The 25,147-nt window shown below is 43.6% G+C and carries 25 protein-coding genes; 10 read left to right on the plus strand and 15 right to left on the minus strand.

Annotated features, from left to right (window positions below; genetic code table 11):
- Positions 1–25: 25 nt before the first annotated feature.
- From Q4549_RS04045 to Q4549_RS04055, 3 genes are all read right to left on the minus strand, one after another.
- Positions 26–721: a TIGR01621 family pseudouridine synthase gene (locus Q4549_RS04045; RefSeq protein ID WP_303549198.1), complete on the minus strand. Its 696-nt coding sequence runs from the start codon at positions 719–721 to the stop codon at positions 26–28.
- Between the two features lie 69 nt (positions 722–790).
- Positions 791–4,576, minus strand: a complete 3,786-nt coding sequence (locus Q4549_RS04050; protein ID WP_303549196.1) for a DUF748 domain-containing protein — start codon at positions 4,574–4,576, stop codon at positions 791–793.
- A gap of 25 nt (positions 4,577–4,601) precedes the next feature.
- Positions 4,602–5,231: a LysE family translocator gene (locus Q4549_RS04055; RefSeq protein ID WP_303549194.1), complete on the minus strand. Its 630-nt coding sequence runs from the start codon at positions 5,229–5,231 to the stop codon at positions 4,602–4,604.
- 249 nt (positions 5,232–5,480) lie between these two features.
- Between Q4549_RS04055 and Q4549_RS04060 the strand changes: the two genes are divergently transcribed.
- Positions 5,481–6,725 carry a diguanylate cyclase gene (locus Q4549_RS04060; RefSeq protein ID WP_303549192.1) on the plus strand — a complete coding sequence of 415 codons (1,245 nt, stop codon included), beginning with the start codon at positions 5,481–5,483 and terminating at the stop codon, positions 6,723–6,725.
- Between the two features lie 2 nt (positions 6,726–6,727).
- Here the strand turns inward: Q4549_RS04060 and Q4549_RS04065 are convergent, their stop codons facing one another.
- Positions 6,728–9,649 carry an HD domain-containing phosphohydrolase gene (locus Q4549_RS04065; RefSeq protein WP_303549190.1) on the minus strand — a complete coding sequence of 974 codons (2,922 nt, stop codon included), beginning with the start codon at positions 9,647–9,649 and terminating at the stop codon, positions 6,728–6,730.
- Between the two features lie 285 nt (positions 9,650–9,934).
- Here Q4549_RS04065 and Q4549_RS04070 point away from each other — a divergent pair, with 285 nt between their 5' ends.
- Both Q4549_RS04070 and Q4549_RS04075 read left to right on the plus strand, forming a co-directional pair.
- A complete protein-coding gene (locus Q4549_RS04070) occupies positions 9,935–11,284 on the plus strand; it encodes a DEAD/DEAH box helicase (RefSeq protein ID WP_303549189.1) in 1,350 nt (449 codons plus the stop codon).
- Between the two features lie 106 nt (positions 11,285–11,390).
- On the plus strand, positions 11,391–13,178 hold the full coding sequence (locus Q4549_RS04075; RefSeq protein WP_303549187.1) for an ABC transporter ATP-binding protein: 1,788 nt from the start codon (positions 11,391–11,393) through the stop codon (positions 13,176–13,178).
- A 3-nt stretch (positions 13,179–13,181) separates the two neighbouring features.
- Here Q4549_RS04075 and Q4549_RS04080 read toward each other — a convergent pair whose 3' ends face one another.
- The 3 genes from Q4549_RS04080 to Q4549_RS04090 all read right to left on the minus strand — a co-directional run bounded on the left by Q4549_RS04080 (position 13,182) and on the right by Q4549_RS04090 (position 14,602).
- On the minus strand, positions 13,182–13,646 hold the full coding sequence (locus tag Q4549_RS04080; protein ID WP_303509617.1) for a TIGR02444 family protein: 465 nt from the start codon (positions 13,644–13,646) through the stop codon (positions 13,182–13,184).
- Between the two features lie 216 nt (positions 13,647–13,862).
- Positions 13,863–14,075: a cold-shock protein gene (locus Q4549_RS04085; protein WP_137672135.1), complete on the minus strand. Its 213-nt coding sequence runs from the start codon at positions 14,073–14,075 to the stop codon at positions 13,863–13,865.
- 272 nt (positions 14,076–14,347) lie between these two features.
- Positions 14,348–14,602 (minus strand): DUF3820 family protein, encoded by a 255-nt coding sequence (locus tag Q4549_RS04090; protein WP_303509612.1) that lies wholly within the window; start codon positions 14,600–14,602, stop codon positions 14,348–14,350.
- 87 nt (positions 14,603–14,689) lie between these two features.
- Here Q4549_RS04090 and Q4549_RS04095 point away from each other — a divergent pair, with 87 nt between their 5' ends.
- From Q4549_RS04095 to Q4549_RS04105, 3 genes are all read left to right on the plus strand, one after another.
- Entirely contained in the window at positions 14,690–14,971 is a 282-nt protein-coding gene (locus tag Q4549_RS04095) for a pyrimidine/purine nucleoside phosphorylase (RefSeq protein ID WP_303509609.1), read from the plus strand.
- A gap of 6 nt (positions 14,972–14,977) precedes the next feature.
- The gene (locus tag Q4549_RS04100; RefSeq protein ID WP_201798692.1) at positions 14,978–15,256 is read left to right on the plus strand and encodes a hypothetical protein; all 279 of its coding nucleotides are present in this window, start codon (positions 14,978–14,980) and stop codon (positions 15,254–15,256) included.
- A 185-nt stretch (positions 15,257–15,441) separates the two neighbouring features.
- Complete coding sequence (locus Q4549_RS04105) at positions 15,442–16,629, plus strand: OmpP1/FadL family transporter (protein ID WP_303549185.1); 1,188 nt, start codon at positions 15,442–15,444, stop codon at positions 16,627–16,629.
- Positions 16,630–16,662: 33 nt separating this feature from the next.
- Here the strand turns inward: Q4549_RS04105 and phrB are convergent, their stop codons facing one another.
- Together phrB and Q4549_RS04115 are read right to left on the minus strand one after the other, a co-directional pair.
- A complete protein-coding gene (gene phrB / locus Q4549_RS04110; RefSeq protein ID WP_303549182.1) occupies positions 16,663–18,114 on the minus strand; it encodes a deoxyribodipyrimidine photo-lyase in 1,452 nt (483 codons plus the stop codon).
- A gap of 76 nt (positions 18,115–18,190) precedes the next feature.
- On the minus strand, positions 18,191–18,526 hold the full coding sequence (locus Q4549_RS04115) for a helix-turn-helix domain-containing protein (protein ID WP_137672140.1): 336 nt from the start codon (positions 18,524–18,526) through the stop codon (positions 18,191–18,193).
- 107 nt (positions 18,527–18,633) lie between these two features.
- Between Q4549_RS04115 and Q4549_RS04120 the strand changes: the two genes are divergently transcribed.
- A complete protein-coding gene (locus Q4549_RS04120) occupies positions 18,634–19,398 on the plus strand; it encodes an SDR family NAD(P)-dependent oxidoreductase (RefSeq protein WP_303549179.1) in 765 nt (254 codons plus the stop codon).
- Between the two features lie 22 nt (positions 19,399–19,420).
- Here Q4549_RS04120 and Q4549_RS04125 read toward each other — a convergent pair whose 3' ends face one another.
- From Q4549_RS04125 to Q4549_RS04145, 5 genes are all read right to left on the minus strand, one after another.
- Positions 19,421–19,804, minus strand: coding sequence for a VOC family protein (locus Q4549_RS04125; protein ID WP_137672337.1), 384 nt, complete (start codon positions 19,802–19,804; stop codon positions 19,421–19,423).
- Positions 19,805–19,806: 2 nt separating this feature from the next.
- On the minus strand, positions 19,807–20,166 hold the full coding sequence (locus tag Q4549_RS04130; RefSeq protein ID WP_303549177.1) for a hypothetical protein: 360 nt from the start codon (positions 20,164–20,166) through the stop codon (positions 19,807–19,809).
- A gap of 19 nt (positions 20,167–20,185) precedes the next feature.
- The gene (locus tag Q4549_RS04135) at positions 20,186–20,551 is read right to left on the minus strand and encodes a hypothetical protein (protein ID WP_303549174.1); all 366 of its coding nucleotides are present in this window, start codon (positions 20,549–20,551) and stop codon (positions 20,186–20,188) included.
- A 79-nt stretch (positions 20,552–20,630) separates the two neighbouring features.
- Positions 20,631–20,867, minus strand: coding sequence for a DUF333 domain-containing protein (locus Q4549_RS04140; protein ID WP_303549171.1), 237 nt, complete (start codon positions 20,865–20,867; stop codon positions 20,631–20,633).
- Positions 20,868–21,014: 147 nt separating this feature from the next.
- Complete coding sequence (locus tag Q4549_RS04145; protein WP_303549168.1) at positions 21,015–21,311, minus strand: Dabb family protein; 297 nt, start codon at positions 21,309–21,311, stop codon at positions 21,015–21,017.
- 298 nt (positions 21,312–21,609) lie between these two features.
- On the opposite strand from Q4549_RS04145, the gene Q4549_RS04150 reads away from it, so the two are divergent.
- Positions 21,610–22,866, plus strand: coding sequence for an OmpP1/FadL family transporter (locus Q4549_RS04150; protein ID WP_303549165.1), 1,257 nt, complete (start codon positions 21,610–21,612; stop codon positions 22,864–22,866).
- A gap of 178 nt (positions 22,867–23,044) precedes the next feature.
- Positions 23,045–23,752: an SDR family NAD(P)-dependent oxidoreductase gene (locus Q4549_RS04155; protein ID WP_303549162.1), complete on the plus strand. Its 708-nt coding sequence runs from the start codon at positions 23,045–23,047 to the stop codon at positions 23,750–23,752.
- A 6-nt stretch (positions 23,753–23,758) separates the two neighbouring features.
- Here Q4549_RS04155 and Q4549_RS04160 read toward each other — a convergent pair whose 3' ends face one another.
- Positions 23,759–24,331, minus strand: a complete 573-nt coding sequence (locus tag Q4549_RS04160) for a TetR/AcrR family transcriptional regulator (protein WP_303549159.1) — start codon at positions 24,329–24,331, stop codon at positions 23,759–23,761.
- 164 nt (positions 24,332–24,495) lie between these two features.
- Between Q4549_RS04160 and Q4549_RS04165 the strand changes: the two genes are divergently transcribed.
- On the plus strand, positions 24,496–25,146 hold the full coding sequence (locus tag Q4549_RS04165) for a peroxiredoxin-like family protein (protein WP_303549156.1): 651 nt from the start codon (positions 24,496–24,498) through the stop codon (positions 25,144–25,146).
- Position 25,147 lies beyond the last annotated feature (1 nt).

Below are 25,147 nucleotides of genomic sequence, written 5' to 3' on the forward strand. Positions count from 1 at the left end.
TGAGCCGCATTATGCGGCTCTTTTTTTATTTGGCAGTTGGGCCATTTAATTGCGGGAAGTTCATATCCCAGGGCTTAGCCAAGCTGACTATTTTTTCGGCTACTTCAAAGCGCTCAAACTCACCATCTAAATTACCGCTAGCAAGAAAACGTAATTGTTGCCCATGCCAATCAAAGGTGAGCCCGTAAGCATGTAAATAGCCGCGTTCAGCACTATCACCGCTATATCGAACATCCCCTAGAATGGGTGAACCAAGGCTTTTTAAGGCCACCCTTAATTGATGAGTACGGCCAGTATGGGGTTTAAGTAAAAACAAACGGCGCTTAGGCAACAAGGCATAACTAAAAAACTGAGTAATAGCAGGTTTACTTTGGCTATGCCCTAACTTCCAGGACCCATTACGCGCTTTAAGCATGTCGCCTTTAATCAAACCCTGTTTCTTTTTCGGCTTATTTGTCGCTAAGGCGAGATAGTATTTATTGACTAAACCTTGGCTAAACAATTCTTGAAAACGTGCCGTAGCCACTTTGCTTTTAGCCAGAAGAAGCAAACCAGAAGTAAGCTTATCTAAGCGATGTACTGGCCAAAGCTCGCTAGCGAATTGCTGACGAGCTTGCTCTACCAGCCCCAACTCATCTGATTCAGTGTGAAAATTCACCCCACTGGGTTTATTAATCACCAAGAAGTCGTCGTGCTCAGCCACCAAGCTAAGAGTTTGCATACTACATTTCCTTACAAAACCTGCTGGCATTATCCTTAGGAGCTTACTTAAGGCAACTAAAACAAGTATTTAGTCTGCAATAATACTAAGCGTCACCAGCATTTTTCCACTTTGTTTATCTAAGGCCTGCCGCTGTACAAAGGTGCGATCTATAGGCAGGCCATTTTGCTCGGTAAGCACATCTTTCACGGCAATAGCACGCTGTTCGGCAAAGGCTTCTAGCTCGGCCTCACTCAGTTCAATCAAATCAACTAAACGCTGATACCACAAGCTGTGCAGTTCCATATTTAGGTTATCGGGATTAAGTCTTTGTTGCTCTTTTAAGCTTTCGGTGATCTGCTGACGATCTTTCGTTCTAGATGCTTCATCGAGCTGTTGCTGAGCTAAATTAACCATCGCCGTACGTAAACCACGGTTATCTAACACGGCACTTAGGTTAATAGTGTGTAAGGGCATATCTACATTCGCACTGGCAACTAATTGCTCTGCCAAGGCTTGACGTTTTAGTGCAGGAATATCTTGAGCGGCATTTATAGAGCCCACGACTCCAATTTTAAGCTGCGGTCGCTTTTTCAAGCCCTCAGCTAATTGGCTAAGTTGGCTAAGTTGTTGCTCTTCAATCTCGCTACTGCCAGCGGTAAAACTCACCTGGTTTAAAGTATCATCACTACCAATCAACGAGCCTATAAGCGCAAACGGCGAGGTGATAATCTTTTTCAAGGCACCACCAAGTGCTTTAAATACCAAACCCGCCACATTAAAGTCGGGATCGTTTACGTCACCACTCACTTCTAAACCTAAATCAATCACCCCTTGATCGTCTTCCAGTAAGGCAATGGCCAATTCAACGGGTAGCGAGGTAGCTTTATCGCTATCGGTACGTTTCCCTAGTTGCAACTGCTCAATGTAGACTTGGTTACTGCCTTGTAATTGATTTTGCTTAAGCTTGTAAGCCAGCGCCAAAGACATTTGCCCACGCTCAATCACGTATCCCGCATAGGTACCAGAATAGGCATTTAGCCGAGTAAGCTCTAAGTGTTTAAAATCTAACGCCGCATCAAAAGCAGGTTGTTCAGCCAACGGCGCAACGTTACCGGCAAAACTTACTGGTGCGTAACCATCAACTTCACCACTTAAACTCACATCCGCGGGATGATCGGGATCTTGACTCAGGCGGCCAATTTTACCGGCGACTTTTTCTATTTTAGCGGCAAAGTTGGGGCTTAAAGAGAAATCGGCAAAGTCGACTAAGCCTTGGCTAAATTGGGTTTGTTCAATACTAATTTGCCAAGCCTCTGACTCTTCTTCTGAAGACACCGCTTGCTCCGAAGGCTCCGCAGACTGAGTTGATTGCTCACCGCTTTTAACAATGCCGGCGAGATTAGTCGAAAAATCTTCAGAGATTTGAATTAAGAAATAGGGTTGAATGAAGTTAAGCTCACCAAGCGCAATTGTTTGTTCGGCGGTATTAAGCGCAAACTGGCTTACATTAAACTCAGCCCACTTGAGCAAGTCGGCTTGGGCACGCGCGTCTTTTAAGTGCAGTTGATTCAAACTCAAAGGCCCTTGCATGTTGATATCAAAGCCTTGTTGCCAATTGAGCCCTAGCTGCATCTCGGTGCTAAACAGAGCCGACTGCATATTAAGTTCGGTATATTGAGCGATATAAGGCTGATAAAAAGCTAAATCAAGCAGGTCTATTTGCACGGCCAATTCTGCGCTTTTCTCGGCAATCGCAAACTCACCACCAAGAACCAATTCACCACCCTGGGCGGCCGCTAAAGTCGCTGCCAAGCTAATTGGCTTGCTCAGGCTAGATGCTATATTTTCAACAATAATAGACGGCGCAGAAAGTTGATGTTTAAGCGTTTCACCGGAGAAAGGTTCACTAAAACTAAAAGATGAATCGCTGGCATTGATGACATCAATACTCACCAACCAGTCAGCATTGTTTGTCTCCAACTCAGCGTCTGCTTGAGTTGCATTCTCGGTATCAAGAGCTAGAGAATCTGCTTTGCTAGTTTGGCTAAGCTCGGTTTGGGTCTGTTCATTTTGTTGATGCTCAGGCTGCTCAAGGTCGCCAGATGCTGGCTCTATGCCCAACTGCTCGAGTACATCAAGATTGCCGTCTTGATCAATGCTGGCCCTTAAAACCAAGCCTTGGCTGGTGATTTCTCCAATGGCAACGTTTTGCTGACTTAAGTCAACATCAATGGCTTGAGCAGAGAGAGCCTCTAAGGCTAACCACGCCTCTTGTTCGGGCCCATCAGGTGCCGTTAAGCTTAACTTAGATATGCTGACCTTACCTTGCTCAGTATTTAGCAAAAAGTCGTCTGCAAAACCGATGCTTAAATGGCTGCTTAGCGCTAGCTCACCACTGTCTACTTGCAGCTGAACAAACGGAGCGTACCACTTCTCTAATTGAGTCAAAGGCAAATCGCTTAAGCTAAACTCGCCCGCTAAACGCTGCTCTACACCCAGTAAACTAAATCGAGCGTCTAAAGAACTGCCTTGATACAACTGTGCCTGCAAAGACAGCTCAGTGGTTTGCTGCATATCGCTAGAGAATGGCCCTACTTCCAATTGCTGTAAACTTAACGAATGGGTTTTCTGCTGCCCTAACCAGGATTCGCCCAAAATCAATGTAAAAGCGTTTCCGGTGATGCTATTTAAAGAAATCAGCCAAGGTGAGCTTTGCGGTTCGTGAGTAGTTTGCTCTGCTAATTCCGCCTCGTTTTGCTCTAGAGTGGGTTTATCTGTTTGAGTTTCTGCCAGTAATTTTTCAAAATGAAACCAGTTAGCCCAATCCAATTGTGAATGCTTATCAAAGCTCGCACTCAGCATACCTTCAGATAGCGATATGTCACCTAAATCAAGCTGCTGTTGCTGCAAGTTAAAAGCAATGTTGTTTAAAGAAAAAGCGTTAAATTGAGACCGCGTTTGATCAAAGGCTTGCACTTCAAAGTCAGTAATCTCCAGCGAGCCTTGCTCAGTGGTAAATTGAAACAACTCTTGATAATCAATCAAGTAATTGGAACTGAGTGATACCGCACCTTGGGTAATTCGTAAATCGGTATAGGGGCGTAAAAAGCTAAAAACATGAGGTAACTGAAACTGCTCCAAACTCACGTTTCCAGAGACTCTAGAGGCCGGTAAATCTAGATTGCCGCTCCACGCTAAACGTCCCTTTTCCCCCACTTGCGCATCAATACTGTAACCATTGGCGCCGTCTCCTGTTTTTTGGGTATAAAAGTCGCTGAGGGATAAATCAAATTCTGATATAGCAAAGTCCACCGCTTCCTCAGGAAGCTTATCACTCAGTTTTAACTGGGCATTTCGTAAAGTGAACTGTTTAACCCGTAAGCGAGGTACAGGGCTAGTTTGATTATTTGCTGGCGGCTCCGCTGGTGTGGCGTCGGCAGCAGGCGGAAATAAGCTATCGATATTCAAAGCGCCGTTTTTCAAACGGCTTAAATGGAAAAACAAACCATCTAGCTCTAGCTTCTCAAAGTTCCAACTCCAGTAAAATAAGGAACTTAAGGTAAAGTCGATGTATAAGCGTTCAAAGCTAAACAAAGGCTCGGGTTGTTCCGGTGCCGTTTCATGAATAGCAAACTGACGTAAAGTTAACGACATTTTTAAGGGGTGGTAAGAAACCTGTTGCACTGTAACCGGATGGCCACTACTGGCGGTAAGTTGTGTTTCTAATTGTTGCTTAATGACCCAAGGGAGCAGGCTTAAAGATAACACCAAATAAACAAAAAATACCGCAGCTAAATAAACCGCTGCTTTTTGCCAGCGATTTGATCCCTGCCAACGCTTTTTAACTTGCCCGATCCATGCGGCCGCGATCATAGCGCTCCCATTACATTGTTAATACTTACTGGTTTCGACTACTAAATAGCAAACGAATTCCCAAACCCACTAAAACAAGGCCCATTGTGCGGTCAAACCAATGGCCTACCTGCAAAAACTTACGGCGAACTCGCGCGGAACTAAACACCCATGAGATCATTATAAACCATAGCGCGGTGGCAAAAACCATATATAAACCATAGCCTAACTGCACTAGCATTGGGGTACTTGGGTTGATCACTACGGTAAATAAAGACAAGAAAAATAAAGTCGCTTTTGGGTTTAAGCCATTTGTCATAAAGCCACTCAAAAAAGCGCTGCCATCACTCGTACTCAAACCTTGCTCGGCTTCAATATCTTGGTCATTACGGCGCTTTGCGCGTAAACCTTGAATACCAATCCAAATCAAATAGGCTGCTCCCAACCATTTAATGACATTAAACAGCCAAATAGATTGCGAGATGATTAAGCCAATACCCAACACCGAGTAAACCACATGCACCATAATGCCGCAGCCTACGCCAATAGAAGTGAATATGGCGGCTCTACGCCCCAGTGATATGCTGTTTTTAAGCACTACCGCTAAGTCTGGTCCAGGAGATGCCACTGCTAAAAGATGAACAAGCACTACGGTTAAAAATTCGGTCCAATACACTGCGTTTTCCCTATCTACAGTTAGCGACTACTAATAAGCCATATAATAAACAATACTAAACAGCATAAGTGTGAAAAATCCATCTACAATTGCAAGCAACTTTAGTAAAACGATAAAACTATGTTAAATAATTAGATAAAATAAAAACCTTAGCAGCTTCAAGCTGTTATTTTGTTATATTCACTTTATAGAGTTCAGCTTTATATGACCAAGTAGTTAGAGTCAACCGAGTTTCTAGGGAAGTAAGCTATGCAAAAAGTTCTCATTGTAGAAGACAGTCCAACCGTTCTAAAAATTCTTAGGCATTTGTCTTCCCGTTTAAAACATTTAGAGCCAATTTTTGCATCTAACCTAGAGCAGGCTAAGCAGCTCTACGCTGAACAACCCACGCGCTTTTTTGCAGCACTGGCCGATTTTAACTTACCTGATGCACCCAATGGCGAGTTAATTGACTTTCTGCTTGAACAAAAGCTGCCAACGGTAGTGTTGTCAGGTTCTTTTAATGAGCAAACTCAGTCTTTGCTCATCATCAAAGGCGTGGTTGATTATGTATTAAAAGAAGGCCGTTATTCTTACGAGTTAGCCTTTGATACGCTAAATCAACTCTACATCAATCAAAACACCAAAGTGCTGGTTGCTGAAGACTCTGACCTTGCTAGAAAACACATCTGTAGCTTGCTACAACGCCATTTATTTAAAGTGATTGAGGCAATCGATGGCGTTGAGGCCTTTGAACTCTTGCAACAAGATCCAGACATTAAATTACTGATCAGCGATTACCAAATGCCCAATATGGATGGTTATCAGTTGGTGCAAAAAGTTCGCCATGAAATGGGCCAACGACGAATTAGTATTTTAGGTTTGTCATCAGCAGATAATGCCACTGTGTCGAGCAAGTTCATTAAAAATGGCGCTAATGACTACTTACATAAACCTTTTTCGATTGAAGAGTTTCAGTGCCGAGTTAACCACAGTCTGCACACTTTAGCCTTAGTTGAAAAGCTCGAAAAAGCGGCCTACCAAGACTACCTAACAGCCATTCCTAATCGACGTTATTTTATCGAACATGGCAGAAAGCAACATCAGAGTGCTCAAGACAAAAATAGCCAGTTTGCGGTGGCAGTATTAGATATTGACCACTTCAAAAAGTTTAATGATAAATACGGCCACGAAGCGGGTGATGCTGTGCTTATTCACTTTTCTAGCCTATTAAAGGCAGGCTTATCTAACTTTTTGTTTGCCCGTACTGGTGGCGAAGAATTTAGCGTTGCCTGTGCAGGTTTGAGCAACGAGCAAGCTTACCAGTTACTCGATGCTTTTCGCGCTCAGGTCGCCGCAACCGAATTTAGCTATAACGATACGCCCTTATCAATTAGCGTCAGTATAGGCGTAACTAACCAGCTACAAGAGCATTTAGAATCCCAACTTAATCATGCAGATGAGCTTCTGTATAACGCGAAAAGCGCTGGCCGTAACATTGTAGTCGGCGATTAACCTTAAGTGGTTTCGGGCAGATAGTCGTTAATATTAATATCGTCTATCTGCTCGGCTTTCAAAAATTGCTTGGCGTACTCTAAGTAGACCCCTGATTCCAAAAACAAGCGGAAAATGTCTGCATCAATGTGCTGGTCTTTACACATAAAGCCCATGATTTTTAGCGACTGACTTAGGTTTTTACCTTTCTTATAAGGCCGATCAACGGCGGTTAAGGCTTCAAAAATATCCGCTATTGCCATCATTCTCGCAGTGGCAGGCATCTGTTCTTTAGTTAAGCGTTTCGGGTAACCACTGCCGTCCATTTTCTCATGATGACCACCCGCTATTTCAGGCACCAACCTAAGATGGTCTGGGAAGGGCAATTTCTCCAGCATGATAATGGTTTGTACAATATGGTCATTAATTTTGTAGCGCTCTTCTTCACTCAAGGTGCCACGAGCAATGCTTAAATTGTATAGCTCTCCACGATTATATTTGTATTTCGGCACATTCAGTTTGAATCCCCATGGATTATCTTCGGTAATAATCTCATCGTCGCGGCGGTGAATAATGTGCTCAGCTTTATCGTCGATTAACTTCTCAGTGGCTGGCAAACTTTGTGTTTCTGCTGCGCGGCGGTCTAACTCCATATGTGATAAACCTAAGCGATCGTCTATGGTTCTTTGCCAGGTGCGCTGGGCAATCACCTTTAATCGCTCTACATCTTCGCCGCCCATAAACTCGCCACCAATATTAGATTTAGCAACAAAGGCAAACTCTTCGTCTAATGCTGTTAACTGAGCATCAAGTTTACTCTGCAATTTAACTTGCTCATCGTCGCCAACGCCTTTAGCTACTTCTTGCCAATAATCTAATTGAGCATCGCGCTTAAGTACTTCAAAGCGCATTCTAATCTCGTGAATACGATCATAAATAGTTTCTAGTTTAGTGGCTTTGTCTACCACATATTCTGGGGTGGTTACCTTGCCGCAGTCGTGCAACCAACTGGCAATATACAATTCCTCCCACTGTGCTTCGCTCATAACAAAATCGGCGAATATACCTTGCTGTTGCTCTACTGCAGCACTCGCTAGCATTTTGGTTAACTCAGGCACGCGTTGGCAATGGCCGCCGGTATACGGCGATTTAGCATCAATCGCGCCAGCGGTTAGTTTAATAAAGGCTTCCAAAAGATGTTTCTGAGACTCAATTAAGTGCCTGTTTTCAATGGCTATGGTAACTACACTGCTTAAGGCATCGATAAACGACAATACTCGCGGCGATATATTAGCCTGATGGCGACTAAAACTAGCGATCATGCCCACCAATTTGTTATCTCGATTAATCAGCGGCGACACCACCAAATTAAGCTCGCTCCCTTGAAGCTCAAATTGCTTGTATTTGGTGGTTGAGGACGTCGTTGAATCTAATAGTTGCTGAACCAAGGGTTGCGACAAGGTATCGGTATAAGCAAATTCTTGGGGTAGTTCAAAATCTTCAAGAGCCATGGTTTGTAGTACAAACTTATCGTCTTGCTTTAACCAAATAGCCCCATGATTCATATCTAAAATGGTCTGCATTTCTTGCACACATTTATCCAGCAACCGGCCGAAGTTATCTTCTTCCCCCAGCATGGTAGAGACATCGGCAAATTGCTTAATGGTTTTCTTGAGCTGCTCAGTAATACGACTGAGCTGGTGAACCTCTAGCACCACCGAATTCACTTGTTTAGTGGCATCAAAATCAAAGGCCATAATGGCTTCATTTTGGATCATCAATTCGCGCAGCGGCTTAGCTACCAACCTAGATACATACCAAGCAATAGGAATAGAAATCAACACAATAAAAATACTAAAAATTACCGATTGATCGCGCGCCGCTCGTGCATCCATCAATACTTCATCTTCAGGAGATGCCAAACCAAGGTAATAATTATCTACTTGTAAGTTCTCGCGACTGGCATTCACATCTAAGGTGAGTTTGATAATCTGTCCTATCCAGTCTTCCTGCTTACCTTTAATGATAAAGCTTCCAGAGCCCACCGTATCTAAATGCCCAGCCAGTTGAGAAAGAACCCCTAAGTCTTGTTTATCCAAGCGGGGCAAAATCACTTCTTCTTCATTCATTTGAAGATTTTCACCTATCCATGAAGGCTGTTGATGGGCCAATACCGAATATTGGTTGTTAAACATCACCAGTTGAGAAGAAGGGCTAATAAGGTTTTTATTTAAACTTTGAGAGACGCTGGCGAGCGTAATATCCGCGCCTACCACCATATTGCTATTTTTATTAGCATGGGCAAAGGTTACCCCCACCTCTTTGGTGGTGTAAAAAATGTAAGGGTCGGTGGCCACCAAACCTGGGCTTTGCATGGCAAGTTGATACCAAGGCCGTTCACGGGGATCGAGCTGATAAACACGTTCAATTTGATCTTTTAAAGGCTTAAGCTCTTCGTCGTAAAAGTTATTGCTTGATTGGCCATTAGCGATTTTGGTCACTAATACCACAGAGTTTTGTGGCGCTTGCACTAACTCTCGCTTTGCAGGAGTGTCTAAAGGGCGTACTAAATAGAAATCGCCGTTGGCATACCCCATATACACAGCCGATAATCCGCGTTGTTGGCTTAGCGTGGCGTAGATCATAGGCAACCAACTTTGCTGGCTGTTGTCCACTTGCTGCATCTTTAGATCCATAGCCGCCAAGCTATGCACAAAGTTTTGCGCTGGGAACATCACGCCTTCAAGTTCAGACACTGTTGCACGGCCAACTTGCCCTAGAGCGCGCGCCTGATTTTCAGCCACAATATCACTGGTATGGAAATAATTAAGGGTGCCAATCACTAATCCGCTAGTGATAAGCATCAAGATCATTACGCTGACTAAATGAATATGAAATGAAAAGCGCCGCTTCGAATCAGCACTCTTCTGAGCGAGAGAAACCATTTTCAGTCCTTTGCTAGGCTTAATATCTAACTACTCAACTATGACAACCGCTAGCGAGAGTAGCAAGTAAAAATGGTTATTTTTTATACCCTTATCAAATGAATCAAGGATTTAGGGCCAGCCACTACTCTCCCGAAATTGATAATGCGTATATCCAGCCACATGATGTTTGTTTCGCTAAAAATAAAAACGCAGATTAAAACGCAATAAAGCGGCGATCCTTAATGTGAGCAGCGCCGTTTGCGGTTATAATCTGAGTCACATTTATCATTTGAGAGTAACAACTTGCAGTTTTCTGAATTTGGCTTAGATCCCCGCCTAAATAAAACCATTGAACACCTTGGCTTTACTGAAGCCACCGAAATCCAAACTCGGGCGATTCCCGCGGCAATGGCAGGCAAAGATCTACTCGCCTCTTCAAAAACCGGCTCAGGGAAAACCCTCGCCTATTTGTTACCTGCCATGCAGCGCATGTTAAAGACTCGAGCCTTATCGAAACGTGACGCTCGAATGCTTATTCTCACCCCTACTCGTGAGCTTGCTAAACAAGTATTTGCCCAACTACGTTTGTTAATTGCCAATACTCAAACACGCGCCTGTTTAATTACTGGTGGCGAAAACTTTAATGATCAAAGTAAGTTGTTACGCAAAGATCCTCAAGTGGTAGTGGCAACGCCAGGCCGCTTAGCGGATCACCTAAGCAAACGCCATTTGTTCTTAGAAGGTTTAGAACTGCTTATTTTAGATGAAGCAGACCGCATGTTAGATCTTGGTTTTGCCGAGCAACTAAAAATTGTTGATAAAGCTGCCAACCATAGAAAACGTCAAACTTTAATGTTCTCGGCAACTCTTGATGATGCCGCCATCAACCAGTTTGCCTTAAACTTACTGAAATCCCCGGAGCGGATTGCAGTAGGCTTTAGCTTTACCCAACACCAAGATATTCAGCAGCAGTTTTTATTAAGTGATCACCTAGACCACAAACAACTGCAGCTAGCAGAGATCTTAAAACAAGATTCAGTAAAACAAGCCATCGTGTTCACTGCTACCCGCGCCGATACCCAGCGATTAGCAGAAGCATTTGGTGAGCAAGGTTTAAGTTGCTCAGCCTTAAACGCCGACTTAAGCCAAGGTGCGCGAAACAAGATCATGGATGATTTCAGCCGTGGTCATCAAAAAGTATTATTTACTACCGATCTTGCCTCTCGTGGTTTGGACATTGTTCAAGTATCCCACGTGATTAACTTTGATATGCCAAAACATGTTGAAGAATACGTACACCGTATTGGTCGCACTGGCCGCGCAGGTAATCAAGGCCTAGCTTATTCTTTAGTGGGACCAAAAGACTGGCATAGCTTCAAAAGTTTAGAAGCTTTGTTAGAGCAAAAAGTAGCGTTTATTACCTTAGACGGTTTAGCCGCTAAATTTAAAGGCTTACGTGCACCAAGTAACAAAGCTAGCTTTAGTAAGAAACCGCAAAAAGCGAGCCCTAAGAAAACCGCCAAAGTCGGGAAAGCCAAAGTTAAATCGAACAAAACGTTTGCTGTAGGCACCGATATGGGTGACGCACCGATTGTGCGCCAAAAGAAAGCTATTAACCCAAGCGACATTGATAGTAACGATAACGAAGCCTAACAATAAGGCCGCAGCTAAACGATAAGCTGCGGCTAGCGCTAGCTTTTTCATTGCAGTCTTCGTAGACTTGGAATAATTGTAAATGAAAAAGATTCTTATTTAGCTTATGAACTCAGCCTCTCCCGCATTCACGTGGGCTACTATTCGTCATCAAATATTTCAGTATAAAAAGCCTCTTGTCTACGCTCACCTAATTGCCCTATTAGCGACCTTGGTCAGTGTACCCATTCCGTTAATGATGCCGCTGCTGGTTGATGAAGTATTATTGAATCAACCCGGTAAAGCCATTTCAGTACTACAAAACATATTGCCTGAGGTTTGGCATAAACCCAGCGCTTATATATTGAGCATTCTGGCAGTGGTAGTCACCCTGCGTTTATCCTCATTAGTGGTGGGCGTACTGCAAGCTCGGCAGTTTACTTTTATTGGTAAGCAAATCAGCTTTCTTATCCGCCAGCGTCTTGTGGAGCATCTTCCCAAAGTAGAACTAAGAGAATACGAGACTCAAGGTTCAGGTGGCATTAGTGCCCGCTGTATTACCGACGTAGAAACCCTAGATAAATTTATTAGCGAAAGCTTATCGAAGTTTTTAGTGGCTCTACTCACCATTATTGGTACAGCCTGTATTTTGTTGTGGATTGATTGGCAACTAGGCTTAATCATTTTACTGCTAAACCCTGCCGTTATTTATTTCTCTCGCTCATTTGGCAGCCATGTTAAAGACTTAAAGAAAAAAGAAAATGCTGCCTTTGAAGCCTTTCAATTAGCCTTAATTGAAACGCTAGATAGCATTCAGCAGCTTCGAGCTACTCAACGAGAGTCTCATTACTTTTCTCGTGTGGTGGGCGCAGCAGGAGAGCTTAAAGATTATGCCATTGCTTCTCACTGGAAAACCGATGCAGTAAACCGTTTAAGCTTTACCATCTTCTTAGTGGGTTTCGAAATCTTTCGCGCTATAGCGATGTTAATGGTGGTGTTTTCTGATCTTACCGTTGGCCAAATCTTCGCGGTGTTTGGCTACCTGTGGTTTATGATGGGCCCAGTACAAGAAATTTTAAGTATTCAATATAGCTACTTTAGTGCCAACGCTGCGATGGCACGACTCAATCAGTTATTTGAACTAAAACAAGAACCTCACTACCCTTGCGAAGTCGACCCTTTTGCCAGCAAACAAAATTTTGATATTCAGTTCAAAGACGTCAATTTTAGCTACACCGAAGAATCGCCAGTACTGAAAAACGTAAGCCTTACCCTTCCGGCAGGTAAAAAAGTCGCCATTGTATCGGTAAGCGGCGGAGGGAAATCCACCTTAGTCAACTTGCTGTTAGGGCTGTACCAAAAAGACAGCGGGCAAATCTTGTTAGATAACGCCCCCATAGAGAAAGTGGGTTATTCCACTATTCGCAGCAATATTGCCACGGTGCTACAACAACCTATTTTGTTTAATACCACGGTGCGCGAAAATCTGAATATGGGACGCGAGCACAACGATGAAGAGCTATGGCAAGCACTTCGCTTGGCAGAACTACAAGTCACCGTAGAAAAGCTTCCTCAGCAACTAGACACCATAGTAGGTCGCAGTGGAGTGCGTTTATCTGGAGGCCAAAAGCAGCGTTTAGCCATTGCCAGAATGATTTTAGCTAAACCGCAGGTAGTGGTATTAGACGAAGCGACTTCAGCCTTAGATACCGATACCGAAGCCAAGTTACATAGAAACCTTCAAGGCTTTTTAGATAACCGCAGCACCTTAATTATCGCCCACCGCCTAAGTGCGATTCAACAAGCCGACCTTATCTATGTATTAGATGATGGCGAAATTAGTCAAGCGGGAGAGCACCAAGAGCTGATACAACAAGCAGGCTTATACCAAACCCTATATCAGCACCAAAACTAAGCCCTATTGCAAGGCTGCTTTCAGAGTACTTAAGTATTGAGCCGCCTCCTCGGGCTGCTCAATATAAGTATTAAGCGCTAATTCTGCGGTTTGTCCGCCAGGGTGGCGCTGCTGACTTAATACCAGTAATTGTTGCTGCCTGCGCTCAAGTTTAAGCTCATGTTTCAATAACAATTGGTACTGACGTTCACTAAGGTGGGGCTTCATGGCTTGGCGGTGTTGCCGAAAATCACTGAGTTTTTGTTCGCTGCTACGAATTTGGGTGAGTAATAGTTCTAAATTAACGGTCCAGCGCTGCTGTTGGCAAAAGCTCAACCACAACAACAAATTCACATTACGCTGATGTTGGTTTTGCAACCATAAACAATGTTGTTTAACTTCCGGCCTTGAATATACTTTTTCAGAATAATGCCAAAAGTTATCAGCAATACTTTGCAGCTCAGGAACCAAACAAGATTTTGAAATCACGGCCTACCCTACTCCATACAAACTTATAAAGCCCAAGTACTGCGCTTTATAAAGACCCGAACGGCTTAAAATCTTTCTTTTTACTTGTGCAGCAGCTTAACAAAGCCGCTAAGTGCCTGACAACACGCAAACTATTCAACATTAGTCGTAGGTGTAAACAAAAAAAAACGCTATCTAAGTAGATAGCGTTTTAACTGAAACTGACAACTGCGTGGCTTATAGGGCAGTTACGTTTTCAGCTTGAGGGCCTTTTTGGCCTTGAACAACTTCAAAAGTTACCGATTGACCTTCAGTTAAGGTACGGCGACCGTCTCCATTGATAGCGCGAAAGTGAACAAAAACGTCCGGACCTTTCTCTTGTGCAATAAAACCAAAACCTTTTTCATCATTGAACCATTTAACGGTTCCTGATAATACCTGACCTGACATTATCGTCCTCTCATATTTCAAGTGCAAATTAACGTATTAGCTAGGCAAGCCAGCGACAAAAAGTTAACCCAACCTAAAACTAGAATGGCCAAAACCTTTGGTATATCAACAAGCATTGCAACAGCGATTTACATTCTCTACTAAATACTCAATAAGATCAGCCTCAAATCATCAATAAAGTGTTAAATTTTGATTAAAGTGCTAAACAAAAGCATTTAGAAATAACACGCTAGCAAAGAGATGAGCGAAAAACAACCAGTTGTAGATGAATTTTAATTCGATTTTGAGTTCATAAGTGGCCAAATGATCTTTTCCAAGCCAGCTATTTGAATTTCAAGGGCTAATGCCATTAACTCCCCCAATTCTCCCTTTGGAAAACCATCGTTGTTTACAAACCACAGCAGGTACTCTTCAGGCAAGCGAATAATTTCTCGCCCTGCATACTTACCAAATGGCATTTTGTGGCGAGCAATTTTTAGTAACATAGTTTTATCAAAAGGCTCGTTAGCGTTTAGCTGTTCATTCATTGTGCAAATAACTCATTGGTCGATCCAAATGCCTCCACATTATGCTAGCCTGCTGTTTTGCACAATCGATTCAAACAAGGAAATGTAATGTTGAAGAGCAACGAATACTTTGGCGGACAAGTGAAATCTATCGGTTTTACCGGCAAAGAAAAGCCAACGTCGGTAGGTGTAATGGCAATTGGTGAATATGAATTCGGCACTGCGGAGCCAGAGTTAATGGTAGTTGTTGCTGGTGAGTTGATTGTGAAACTACCAGGCGAAAGTGATTGGACCAGCTACAAAGACGGTCAACAGTTCAATGTTGGCGGCAATGCTAAGTTTCAGGTGAAAGTACCGACTGAAACAGCCTATTTGTGTGTATACGGCTAAGTTTTCATGATAAAAAAAGATCCAGAAACGCTGCTTAAAAAGCGCCCTCAGTTAATCCATTCAGAAGACATGAAGGTGTCTTCTCACGTACAGCGTGAGCAAGACGACTGGGTCTTACATACCATCATGATAAGCGGCTACGATGTACCGTTTATTTACAAACGAAAACAACGCTATCAAGATTTAACCGGAGCTAGAGTCAATTTAAGTTATTACCCCAGCCAGCAACTTCGAGCAGGCTTTGAATTCGAGATAATGAAGGTAGTCCGCTTACGCCGCAGCTAATGGCTAATAATAGACTCTTCTCCCTCCCCTCTTCAACTGCCAAAAACCACCGTTTCAATCAACTTATCCGCTTTTATTGATTCATAGTGATCTAATTTTCAGCATTATATTCTGTTTGTTTTACACTCCGCGCGGCCTGAACCTGAACAGGCACAACTACAATCAAACATCTTATAGGCCACTTCATGTTAACTATGATTCGCGCAATTTTATGCGGCGTTTTACTTGCTAGTTTTTCTAGTTACCTATTTGCCGGAGGCTATCACCTTCCGCAAGCTTCTTACGCCAACTTAGGTACTGCCGGAGCAGGTGATGGTGTGTATCGCGAATCTTCTGCCGCTATTTGGGCGAATCCAGCCATAATGTCGTTTATGGACCGAGATATATTCACGGTAAACGGCTTAGCTTTAAATCTCTCAAATACCTATTACGATCATGAAAATAGTGACGACAACTCTCGTGATTCTGGTGGTTGGTTAGGTGCAGCAGGCTTGTTTTATAACAAGACGCTAAACGAAGACTGGGCGGCTGGCGTTGCCTTTACCACAATTGGTGGGGCAGCCTTAGATTACGGTTCTGGCTGGAAAGGCTCTACCCAAGTGGTTGATACCAGCTTAGTGACGCTGCAACTTAATCCTTCGCTAAGCTACAAGCTTAACGACAAGTTATCTATCGCAGCGGGTATTCAAGCAAACTACGCCTCTATTGATATGAGCAGCCAACTACTGGGCCAGCCCTTAAGCATGACCCCAACCGATGATTGGGCGTTTGGATACAACCTTGGTCTAGTTTATCAATTCAACCAAGACACCATTGCAGGTATCAGTTATCGCTCAAAGCTTGAACACCAATTTAACGACAATGTGTCTTACCTCAATCAAAATGCTGATTACTCAATGGCCATTGACGCGGTAGCGTTTGCCCGCGCAGATGTTAGCCACCAGCTAAATCAAGATTGGCGATTATTCAGCACCCTATCTTGGTACCAATGGAGCGACTTTAAAAGTACTGAACTGATCATTGCCTCTTCAGACCAAAGCATTACCAGAAACTGGCAAGATACTTGGGCTATGGCTGTGGGTACTGATTACCAAATTAACCAAGATTGGCGAATAAAGTTTGGCTTCTCTTACGAAACCTCTCCACTAGACGACGCTCAGTATCAAGCCCCCGATTTACCGGTAGACAGACAAATTCGTTACTCGGTTGGGTTAAGTACTTTGATTAACGAAGTGCCGGTGGACTTTTTCTACGAGTACTCTGATTTAGGCTCGCCAGAAGTTAACCAAAACCAGCAAGTGTTACCGAGCAAAAACTTAGTCGGTCACTTTGATATGGATATGCACTTCTTAGGTTTTGCAGTGAGCTTTTAATATCAAGCTTCACACTATTAGCAAATGTGCCGCTTATGATTGCGCCTGGCTTTTGGCTTGTTCAAACAAGCTCAAAGCCAACTTTCGCTGAATGGCATGATCAACAATCGGCATAGGGTAATTGACTGAGGTGGCGTTCTTCTCCGCCCAAGTATGCGGTTGATGGACATGTTTTCCTGGCACCTCTGCCAGCTCTGGTAACCAATAGCGGACAAAGTCGCCATTTGGGTCAAAACGTTGTGCCTGTGTGGTAGGGTTAAAAATGCGAAAATAAGGCTGTGCGTCTGTACCGGTAGACGCAGCCCATTGCCAACCTCCGTTATTAGAAGCAAAGTCACCATCAATCAAATGTTGCATGAACCAGCGCTCACCTTCTCGCCAACTTACTAACAAATCTTTCGTTAAAAAGCTTGCCACAATCATTCGCAAGCGGTTATGCATCCAACCTGTTTGCTTTAGCTGCAACATTGCAGCATCTACTATTGGGTAGCCGGTTCTGCCCTCTTGCCAGGCTTTTAGTAGCTGTTCATCGTGTTGCCAGTTAACGGCCTCAGTCCACGCTATATACGCTTGCCCTTTGCACAATCTAGGGTTAGCGGCAATTAAGTGTCGATAAAACTCTCGCCACACAATTTCACTTAACCAAGTAAATGCGCCGCCTTCTTGGGCCTCTAAACAACGCGGATGATCCAGATAGATTCGCGCTAAACACTGCCTAGGCGAAAGCATGCCTAAGGCCAAAAAAGCCGAAAGCTTGCTAGTGCCAGCTTGTGCGGGAAAGTCACGAGCAGCCTTATAGTCAGCAGCTTTACTGGCGCTAAAATCTCGTAACTGCTGAATAATCTGCTTATCGTCGCAAGCCCAGTGACTGCTATCAACCAGCGGGTAATCACACTTTAGCAAGGGCTTGCTTTTAAGTAGTTCAACAAAACTTGGTGGTAGAAGGTGTTTATCCACCGCAGGCGGAGTGGCTAAAGGGCTAAATTCAGCTTCAGTTAAACCACTTAGCCAGGCCTTACGAAACGGGGTGAAAACCTTAAAGCTCTCTCCCGTTCGAGTAAGTACAGTGCCGGGCTTCATCACGCATTCGCCGTGGTATTGATGAACACTAATTTGCTGAGCTTGTAATATCTGATCAACCGCCTCATCACGGCGCTGCTCATTAAGCTCGTATTGATAATGGCAATGTACGTCAGCAGCTTGATATCGCTCACACAGCTCCACTAAGGATTGAGGAACCTGCTTAAAGCTGTCTAACTGATGTACTAATAAGGGAATATTAAGTGAAGCGAGATCGTCTTGAAGTTGAGCTAAGCGGCGTAGGATTAAATCGGCTTGAATGGGAGCAAGATGATGTTGCTCCCATTGTTTGGTACATAGCAGATAGATAGCTATGACGGGCTTGCCACTGGCGACAGCAGTGCTTAGGGCGTGATTATCTTTAGTCCGTAAGTCATTTCTAAACCACAGTATTTGGACGCTCATTAGATACCTTTTCGCTTAATTCTATTCGCTAAAAACGTAAGTAAACTCTTAAGGGATCAAATGATTAGACTACTAATCATAAGGCGATCTCTTGTTGTAGATCTTCTAATTGCTCAAGAATGCGTAAAAACTTGCTGCCAAACTCGGTAACTTGGTACTCAACTCTCGGCGGGACTTCTGAATATTCAATTCGCTTCAAAATACCAAACTCCAGATTTTTACGTAAACATTCGTTTAGCACTTTAGTACTTAAGCCTTCTACATTTCGCACCATTTCCCCTGGGCGATTAATTCCACTGGCTAACAATTGATACACTGTTAACGACCATTTGCAGCCGTAAATAGTCTCAACCATGCGGGCACTTCGTTCTGGTGCTGATTTTCGTGAAAACAATAATTCTTTATTTTTCATTAAGATGTACTCAAAAGTACCTAGGGTACTGGTTTGTGCCTACTTTTCTCGATAGCCCAATGTTCCATAAGATGAAGCGGAACTCAAACACTTCTAAAGGAATAATCATGAACCCGAGCACTCAGTCTTTTGCGTTAATTATTGGTGGATCAAGCGGCATAGGTTTCGCCACTGCCAAACAGCTTTTGGCAGAAAAAAAGTCGGTAATTATTGTGGCGCGTTCAGCAGATAAACTCAGCCAAGCCAAACAGGAGTTATCAGCTTTAGGTGAAGTACACACCTGGCAAGCTGATTTGTACCAAACCGCCGATGTTTCAGCATTAATAGAAAAAATCGAAGGTTTTGATGCTATCGACCAACTAGTAAACGCCGCGGGTTACTTTAAACCCACTGGATTTTTAGAGCACAGTGGTGACGATTACCACCAATACATGCAATTGAATCAGGCATTATTTTTTATTACCCAGGCAGTAGCAAAAAATATGGTAAAAAATGGCGGAGGAAGCATAGTAAATATTGGCTCAATGTGGGCACACCAAGCTGTAAAAGCGACGCCGTCCTCAGCCTACTCAATGGCGAAAGCTGGCTTGCATGCGCTAACTCAGCATCTTGCCATGGAGTTAGCCGAATTTAATATTCGCGTAAACGCAGTGGCACCAGCCGTAGTAAAAACGCCGATTTACCATGCTTTTATCGCCCCAGAAGCCTTAGATGAAAGCTTGGCTAGCTTTGACGCTTTTCATCCCATTGGACGCATTGGCAGCGTAGATGATGTGGCCAACAGCGTCAGCTTTTTGCTCAGTGACAAGGCCAGTTGGGTAACCGGCGCAATTTGGGATGTAGACGGCGGAGTGATGGCAGGAAGAAACTAAGCAGCCTTAATCTAAAAAGTGATTACTGCTGATAAAGCTCTAATGGTAAGCCATCAGGATCACTGAAAAAGGTAAATTGCTTGTTGGTGTAGGGGTCAACCCTGACGGGTTCAACCTCTACCCCTTGTTGCTCCAAATAACCAATAACTTGCTCAATGTTATCTACCGCAAAAGCTAAATGGCGCAACCCTTGCGCCTCAGGAAAGCTCGGTCGCGGCGGCGCACCCACAAAGGAAAACAATTCTATTTGTTCACCGCTTGGTAGCGCTAGATCTAACTTATAAGAGTCACGCTGCTCGCGATAATGCTCAGCAATAATGTGCAAACCGAGTATCTGACTATAAAAGTGTTTCGAGCGTGAATAGTCTGAGCAAATAATTGCAACATGATGAAAGGCTTTAAACATCATTACTCCCGCTTTGAAGTACTTGGCTCGAGTGATTGCGCCCAGAAAAAGCCACTACAGCCCAAAACAGCCATCAGCGACATTAGGCCAATCATTACCCAATAGCTAGGCGAGAGATGAAAAGAGCTACCCACGTTGGCTGCAATAAGCAATAAGGCAATGCCCAGTAATGCTAACACGCCACCCAGTCGCGCCAGCAGAGTCGCAATATAATCAATACTTTGCCAATAGTTAGAAGCAATGACAAACAAACCTAGGAAGACAAATACCAACGGCCACCAGCTTAAGCCAAATACCAACAAGCTAATGCCACTGGTAGCAACCGTGATTAAGCCAAACAGCCATTTAAAAACTAGCGTCATGTTTATCCTTATTATGTTTTTAGTCTTGGGGACTTTGGCAGTTATTTGGAACCGTAAGCTGCCAGTCTATCACCCTATTAATCTCAAATACGGCAGGATACTCACTGGCAAAACCATCAGCCTGAGCTGCTAAGCGTTCGCCTTGCACTGTCACATAAATAGCTTGATAAGGTTTAGCAATATTGGCGCGGTAATACTCCAGTAACTCTGCAGTGACTAAAGGCTCTGCTTGCCACCACAACGCTTCACCGCCACAGGGAATAAACTCTCTCACTTCGTGACCAAACACAAAGCTACCTTTAACAGGCGATGTTTGAGGAGCACAACTCACCAGTGAACCAATACTAATCAATGTGCACAATAGAGAATAACAGCGATACGGCATTTCTTAATTCCTCACCATAGCCAGGTAATAATAAACCAAGTAAAAGCCGAATTAAGGAAGAGAGTAATAAATGTGAGGCTTAGTCTAAACTGGCGCGGTAAAACTCCCACTGCTCAATAACTCTGCCATCAGAAAAGTGGCAGTAACCGACTTCACCTTCTTTGGTTTGTTCTACTTGAGGGTCTCCGCCTTGCTCTACGCAATAGACTGAAGCAGGGTTAGCCATACTCACCGACGAGGAGTTTTCTTGCTCGGAATCACAAGCCGTTAACGCAGTAAACAGCCCAGTTAATAACAGTATCTTAAATCGCAACATCGACCATCACCATAGCTTAGATTTAACTAGACACTTTAAGTAAAAATATACTAGCTTGTAGCATTTCGTCATCATAGTTGATTAAAAACGCAGCAACAAGTGAATAGGCAAATGAAAACAAGTGGTAAGACCTAGTTAAGCACACTCTTAAACGCTGTAATCAAACACAATAATGTCTTCCAATAAAGGCACAAAGTGTTGCTTTAGCAAGTCGTGATCGGGGTGAGGCAAATATCGCTGGCGCGCCGCTTCATTAGCAAAAGTCATCACCACACTATACTCGTAGTCTTTATTTAAGTCCTCAGGGCTATTATTTGCTCCCCATTCCACCTCAACCACGCCTTCAATTTTTGAAGGTATCGTTAAAAAGTCTTGCTGTGCTGTCTCAATATCAGCTTTGCTCGCGTGAGCTTTAAACTTAAACAGTAAAATGTGACGGATCATTTTTAACTCCTGACTAAAGTGCGTTTTGCTTATGATCTCAAAGTTTAGCGAATTGTTAATAGCACTAAAAAGCGAACAAAAAACACACTATCAAAAAACGAAACTGCTGAAAGTCTTGTATTTAAAGGGCTAAGTCCAATTATTTATGCTGTTATCAAGCATTTCAATATTAGAATATTTGCTCTGGTCGGAGTTGTAGAGGACTGATCAGTTGCCTAAGATGCGCCAATATTACAAAAATAAAACAAAACAGTTACGCCTAGCGGACTGAATGCACTCCTCTTAGAGACCAGTAGTTATGAATAAACGTAAATTAAGTCTACTTGCCATCAGCATTTCACTTGTTACCGGCCACAGCCTTGCAGCAGGCTTCCAACTAAACAGCCAATCTGCAACCGGTATAGGTCGCGCATTTTCTGGTGACGCCGTTATCGCCGACAATGCTTCGGTATTGTCACGTAACCCTGCCGCCATGGCGATGTTTGACCGCAAAGCCTTATCACTTGGTTTAACTTACGCCGACGTAGACGTTACCATTAAAGATGTTAGCGCGTTAGGTGGCACAATTAACTACGGTAGCGAAGATGACGCTGCCGACAATAAAGTGATTCCAAACATCTACTACATCCATCCGATTAACGATGCTTTTGCCGTTGGTGTTGGCGCGTTTAGTAATTTTGGTACTGGCACAGATATTAGCTCACTAAACAATACTGGTGCACCAGTAACGCCGGTAGATTTATTAGGTGAAACTGAAATTGTCACCTCAACTTTCAATGCCAGTGTGTCTTACCGCATCAACCAACAGTTCAGCATTGGTGCTGGCCTCGATTTAATTTACGGCGAAGGTAAATTAAAGCGTGCTGGCGAAATCCAAGGCGGCACAAATGTACAAAGTACTCTGGTTGATGTAGAGGCAGATGGCTGGGCACTAGGTGGTATTGTTGGCGCAACTTACGAAATCAACGATAGAAACCGCTTAGGCATGAGCTACCGTGTTAGCCCTACCTTTAAAGCTGATGGTAAAGTTAACTACTTAGGCCAAAGTTATGAAGAGATTCATATCCCATTACCCAATATCTTCCAAGTAGCCGGTTACCACGAGCTAAGCCCTAAGTGGGCGGTTCACTACACTGCACAGCACACTAGCTGGGGTGATTTTGACCACATTACTGTTACTGGTTCTGCGCCAGACGCTACGGTTAAAAGCTACCATTGGAAAAACTCTTGGTTATTTAGCGTAGGTGGTACTTACACAATCAACCAAAACTGGACAGCTCGCGCGGGTTATATGCACGATAAAGGCGTAGTGGATGAAGTCAGCTCATTATCAATCCCTGACTCTGACCGTAACTGGTATACCGCTGGTGCTAGCTACCACTTAAACAAAAATGCCAGTATTGATTTTGGTGTAGCTTTAGTTCGTGGCGAGGATGTTAAAGTACTGGAAGATAGCAGTGTACTAGCAGGTGCCGGTTTACCAAGCTCTACCGTGGTTGGCCACACCCGTTCAGACGCTGTTTACTACTCTATGCAGTACAGCCACTTGTTCTAAAGTGACCCAAATGAATGGTAAGCCCAAGGCTTGCCATTCTATTTTTCCCATTACAAATAGTCAGCCACTCCCCCCTACTTTAGTTCACTTTCACCTCTCAACTAATAACGCCTTAATAAACTAAACTCTCGACTGCTGCGTATACATAGTATGAGTGTAATCCTATGAGATGTTTTAAATGCAAGTAGTGGTAATAGCAGGAAGCGGTGGCATAGGTTTAGCCTTGGTTAAACTCTTATGCCAAAGAGCAGATGTACGGCACATTACCGCTACGTGGCATAAACACAAGCAAGACTTTTCTCACCCCAAGCTTACTTGGCAGCAACTGGATTTAAACAACGAACAGCAAATCGCGGCATTGTTTGAACGAGCACCCACACTTGATTGGCTAATAAACTGCGCAGGTGTATTGCATTCTCAGCAACTAAAACCAGAGAAAAGCTTGTCACAATGCCAAGCAGACAACTTCATGTTAAGCATGCAGTTAAATGCTTTACCTAGCTTGCTGTTAGCCAAACACGCAGCCAAGCCATTAAAAACAAGTGATGACGCTAAGTTTGTGAGTGTGTCGGCTAAGGTCGGTTCAATAAGTGATAACCGTTTAGGTGGCTGGCACAGCTATCGAAGCGCTAAAGCAGCGTTAAATATGGTACTCAAAAACATTGCAATAGAATGGCAACGCAGCCACCCCAAGGTATGTGTTACCGCTTGGCATCCCGGTACAACGGATACCGAGTTATCAAAACCTTTTCAACGAAATGTGCCTGCTGGCAAGTTACTATCGAGCCAACAAAGCGCCAGCTTGTTGCTTGAAAAGCTAGTCCAACTAAAGCCGGAAAACACCGGTCAATTTTGGGCATGGGACGGCAGCCAAATAGGCTGGTAGTTCACCCTAATGCTGCGTGTTTGGCCAAGGCAACCAAGGCAAACCTACTTGCAGCGCTTGGCGCATTTTCTCTAAGCTACCTTGGTGATAACTATAAACGCGAATGCCAAAGATATGCAGCATCAGACTACAGGCTTTAGCCTTAGCCTCTGGCTCATCATAAATTTGCATTAGAAACTCACTATACAGAGCTTCAATTTGTTGTAGTTGCTCGCTCACCAAAGCTTGCAACTCGGGCTCGTCACTAAACTCCAATTGGCTCTTTACCAAAAAGCAGCTGCAGTAATCACTGTTAAGTGACTGCACCAACATGCTCTCCAAGATCTGACAGATGCCTAATTCAATATTGCTAGCAGCACTTAAACTCGCTTGAATACCTTGCAGCGAAGCTTGGCAGTAATGTGTTAATGACTCTTTAAACAAAGCCTCTTTGTTGCCAAAAGCCAAATAAACACTGCCCGGTTTTAGGCCTGTGTGCTGAAATACTTGCTGCATAGAGGTGGCGTGATAGCCCACTCGCCAAAACAAATTAGCGGATTGCTCTAGAACTTGCTCTCGTTGAAACTGCATCTTTGCCATATTGGATGTATTCGCCTTTACGCTTAGCTGTGCGCATTAAGTATACCTTGTGTGTTAGCAACAAGCATCTTTTTGAATGTTTGTTCAAAATTAACTTGAATGTTCATTCAAGTGATGTTTGAATGTTCATTCAAACATCACAACTTAAGAACAAAGGAATTATCATGAGTTTGCAAACAGAGATCGCCGATTACATTGCTTCTTTCATCCAAAAAGCGCCCTTAAACGTTCAGCAAGTGATGAAACAGGCCACTAAAAATTTAAGCGAAAGTAACATAGCAGCAAATACCCCGCAGCAAGGGCAAGCGCTTCCTAGCTTTACCCTCGCCAACCAAAACGGCGAGAAGGTATCACTAAACGCATTATTAAAAGACGGTCCGCTTGTTGTAACGTTTTACCGCGGTGGCTGGTGTCCTTACTGTAATTTAGAGCTGCGTGCTTACCAGCAAATTTTGCCGCAAATAAAAGCCCTAGGTGCTAACTTAGTTGCCATTACTCCAGAGCTACCAGACGCCTCGTTAAGCACTGCCGAGAAAAACGAGTTACAGTTCCAAGTATTGTCTGATGTAAATGCAGAGTATGCCAAAAGCTTAGATATTGTATTTGCCCTACCTGAGGAATTACGCCCAATTTACTCATCTTTTGGTATTGAAGTAGAGCAACATAATGGCGCAGGCCAATTTGATTTACCGCTTGCTGCCACCTTTGTAGTTGCTCAAGACGGCAGTATAGCCAGTGCGTTTGTAGAAGCCGATTACACCAAACGCCAAGAACCTAGTGACTTATTGCCAGTGCTAACGTCACTCAACAACTAAG

Origin of the sequence: Agarivorans sp. 2_MG-2023, from assembly GCF_030548085.1 — a bacterium.
GTDB lineage: Bacteria > Pseudomonadota > Gammaproteobacteria > Enterobacterales > Celerinatantimonadaceae > Agarivorans.

What these genes read in the sequence shown, in the direction of transcription:
- Q4549_RS04045 (WP_303549198.1), bottom strand. Translation starts at nt 721, where the DNA reads ATGCAAACTCTTAGCTTGGTGGCTGAGCACGACGACTTCTTGGTGATT.
- Q4549_RS04050 (WP_303549196.1), bottom strand. Translation starts at nt 4,576, where the DNA reads ATGATCGCGGCCGCATGGATCGGGCAAGTTAAAAAGCGTTGGCAGGGA.
- Q4549_RS04060 (WP_303549192.1), top strand. Translation starts at nt 5,481, where the DNA reads ATGCAAAAAGTTCTCATTGTAGAAGACAGTCCAACCGTTCTAAAAATT.
- Q4549_RS04065 (WP_303549190.1), bottom strand. Translation starts at nt 9,649, where the DNA reads ATGGTTTCTCTCGCTCAGAAGAGTGCTGATTCGAAGCGGCGCTTTTCA.
- Q4549_RS04075 (WP_303549187.1), top strand. Translation starts at nt 11,391, where the DNA reads ATGAACTCAGCCTCTCCCGCATTCACGTGGGCTACTATTCGTCATCAA.
- Q4549_RS04085 (WP_137672135.1), bottom strand. Translation starts at nt 14,075, where the DNA reads ATGTCAGGTCAGGTATTATCAGGAACCGTTAAATGGTTCAATGATGAA.
- Q4549_RS04090 (WP_303509612.1), bottom strand. Translation starts at nt 14,602, where the DNA reads ATGAATGAACAGCTAAACGCTAACGAGCCTTTTGATAAAACTATGTTA.
- Q4549_RS04095 (WP_303509609.1), top strand. Translation starts at nt 14,690, where the DNA reads ATGTTGAAGAGCAACGAATACTTTGGCGGACAAGTGAAATCTATCGGT.
- Q4549_RS04100 (WP_201798692.1), top strand. Translation starts at nt 14,978, where the DNA reads ATGATAAAAAAAGATCCAGAAACGCTGCTTAAAAAGCGCCCTCAGTTA.
- Q4549_RS04105 (WP_303549185.1), top strand. Translation starts at nt 15,442, where the DNA reads ATGTTAACTATGATTCGCGCAATTTTATGCGGCGTTTTACTTGCTAGT.
- phrB (WP_303549182.1), bottom strand. Translation starts at nt 18,114, where the DNA reads ATGAGCGTCCAAATACTGTGGTTTAGAAATGACTTACGGACTAAAGAT.
- Q4549_RS04115 (WP_137672140.1), bottom strand. Translation starts at nt 18,526, where the DNA reads ATGAAAAATAAAGAATTATTGTTTTCACGAAAATCAGCACCAGAACGA.
- Q4549_RS04120 (WP_303549179.1), top strand. Translation starts at nt 18,634, where the DNA reads ATGAACCCGAGCACTCAGTCTTTTGCGTTAATTATTGGTGGATCAAGC.
- Q4549_RS04125 (WP_137672337.1), bottom strand. Translation starts at nt 19,804, where the DNA reads ATGTTTAAAGCCTTTCATCATGTTGCAATTATTTGCTCAGACTATTCA.
- Q4549_RS04130 (WP_303549177.1), bottom strand. Translation starts at nt 20,166, where the DNA reads ATGACGCTAGTTTTTAAATGGCTGTTTGGCTTAATCACGGTTGCTACC.
- Q4549_RS04135 (WP_303549174.1), bottom strand. Translation starts at nt 20,551, where the DNA reads ATGCCGTATCGCTGTTATTCTCTATTGTGCACATTGATTAGTATTGGT.
- Q4549_RS04140 (WP_303549171.1), bottom strand. Translation starts at nt 20,867, where the DNA reads ATGTTGCGATTTAAGATACTGTTATTAACTGGGCTGTTTACTGCGTTA.
- Q4549_RS04145 (WP_303549168.1), bottom strand. Translation starts at nt 21,311, where the DNA reads ATGATCCGTCACATTTTACTGTTTAAGTTTAAAGCTCACGCGAGCAAA.
- Q4549_RS04150 (WP_303549165.1), top strand. Translation starts at nt 21,610, where the DNA reads ATGAATAAACGTAAATTAAGTCTACTTGCCATCAGCATTTCACTTGTT.
- Q4549_RS04155 (WP_303549162.1), top strand. Translation starts at nt 23,045, where the DNA reads ATGCAAGTAGTGGTAATAGCAGGAAGCGGTGGCATAGGTTTAGCCTTG.
- Q4549_RS04160 (WP_303549159.1), bottom strand. Translation starts at nt 24,331, where the DNA reads ATGGCAAAGATGCAGTTTCAACGAGAGCAAGTTCTAGAGCAATCCGCT.
- Q4549_RS04165 (WP_303549156.1), top strand. Translation starts at nt 24,496, where the DNA reads ATGAGTTTGCAAACAGAGATCGCCGATTACATTGCTTCTTTCATCCAA.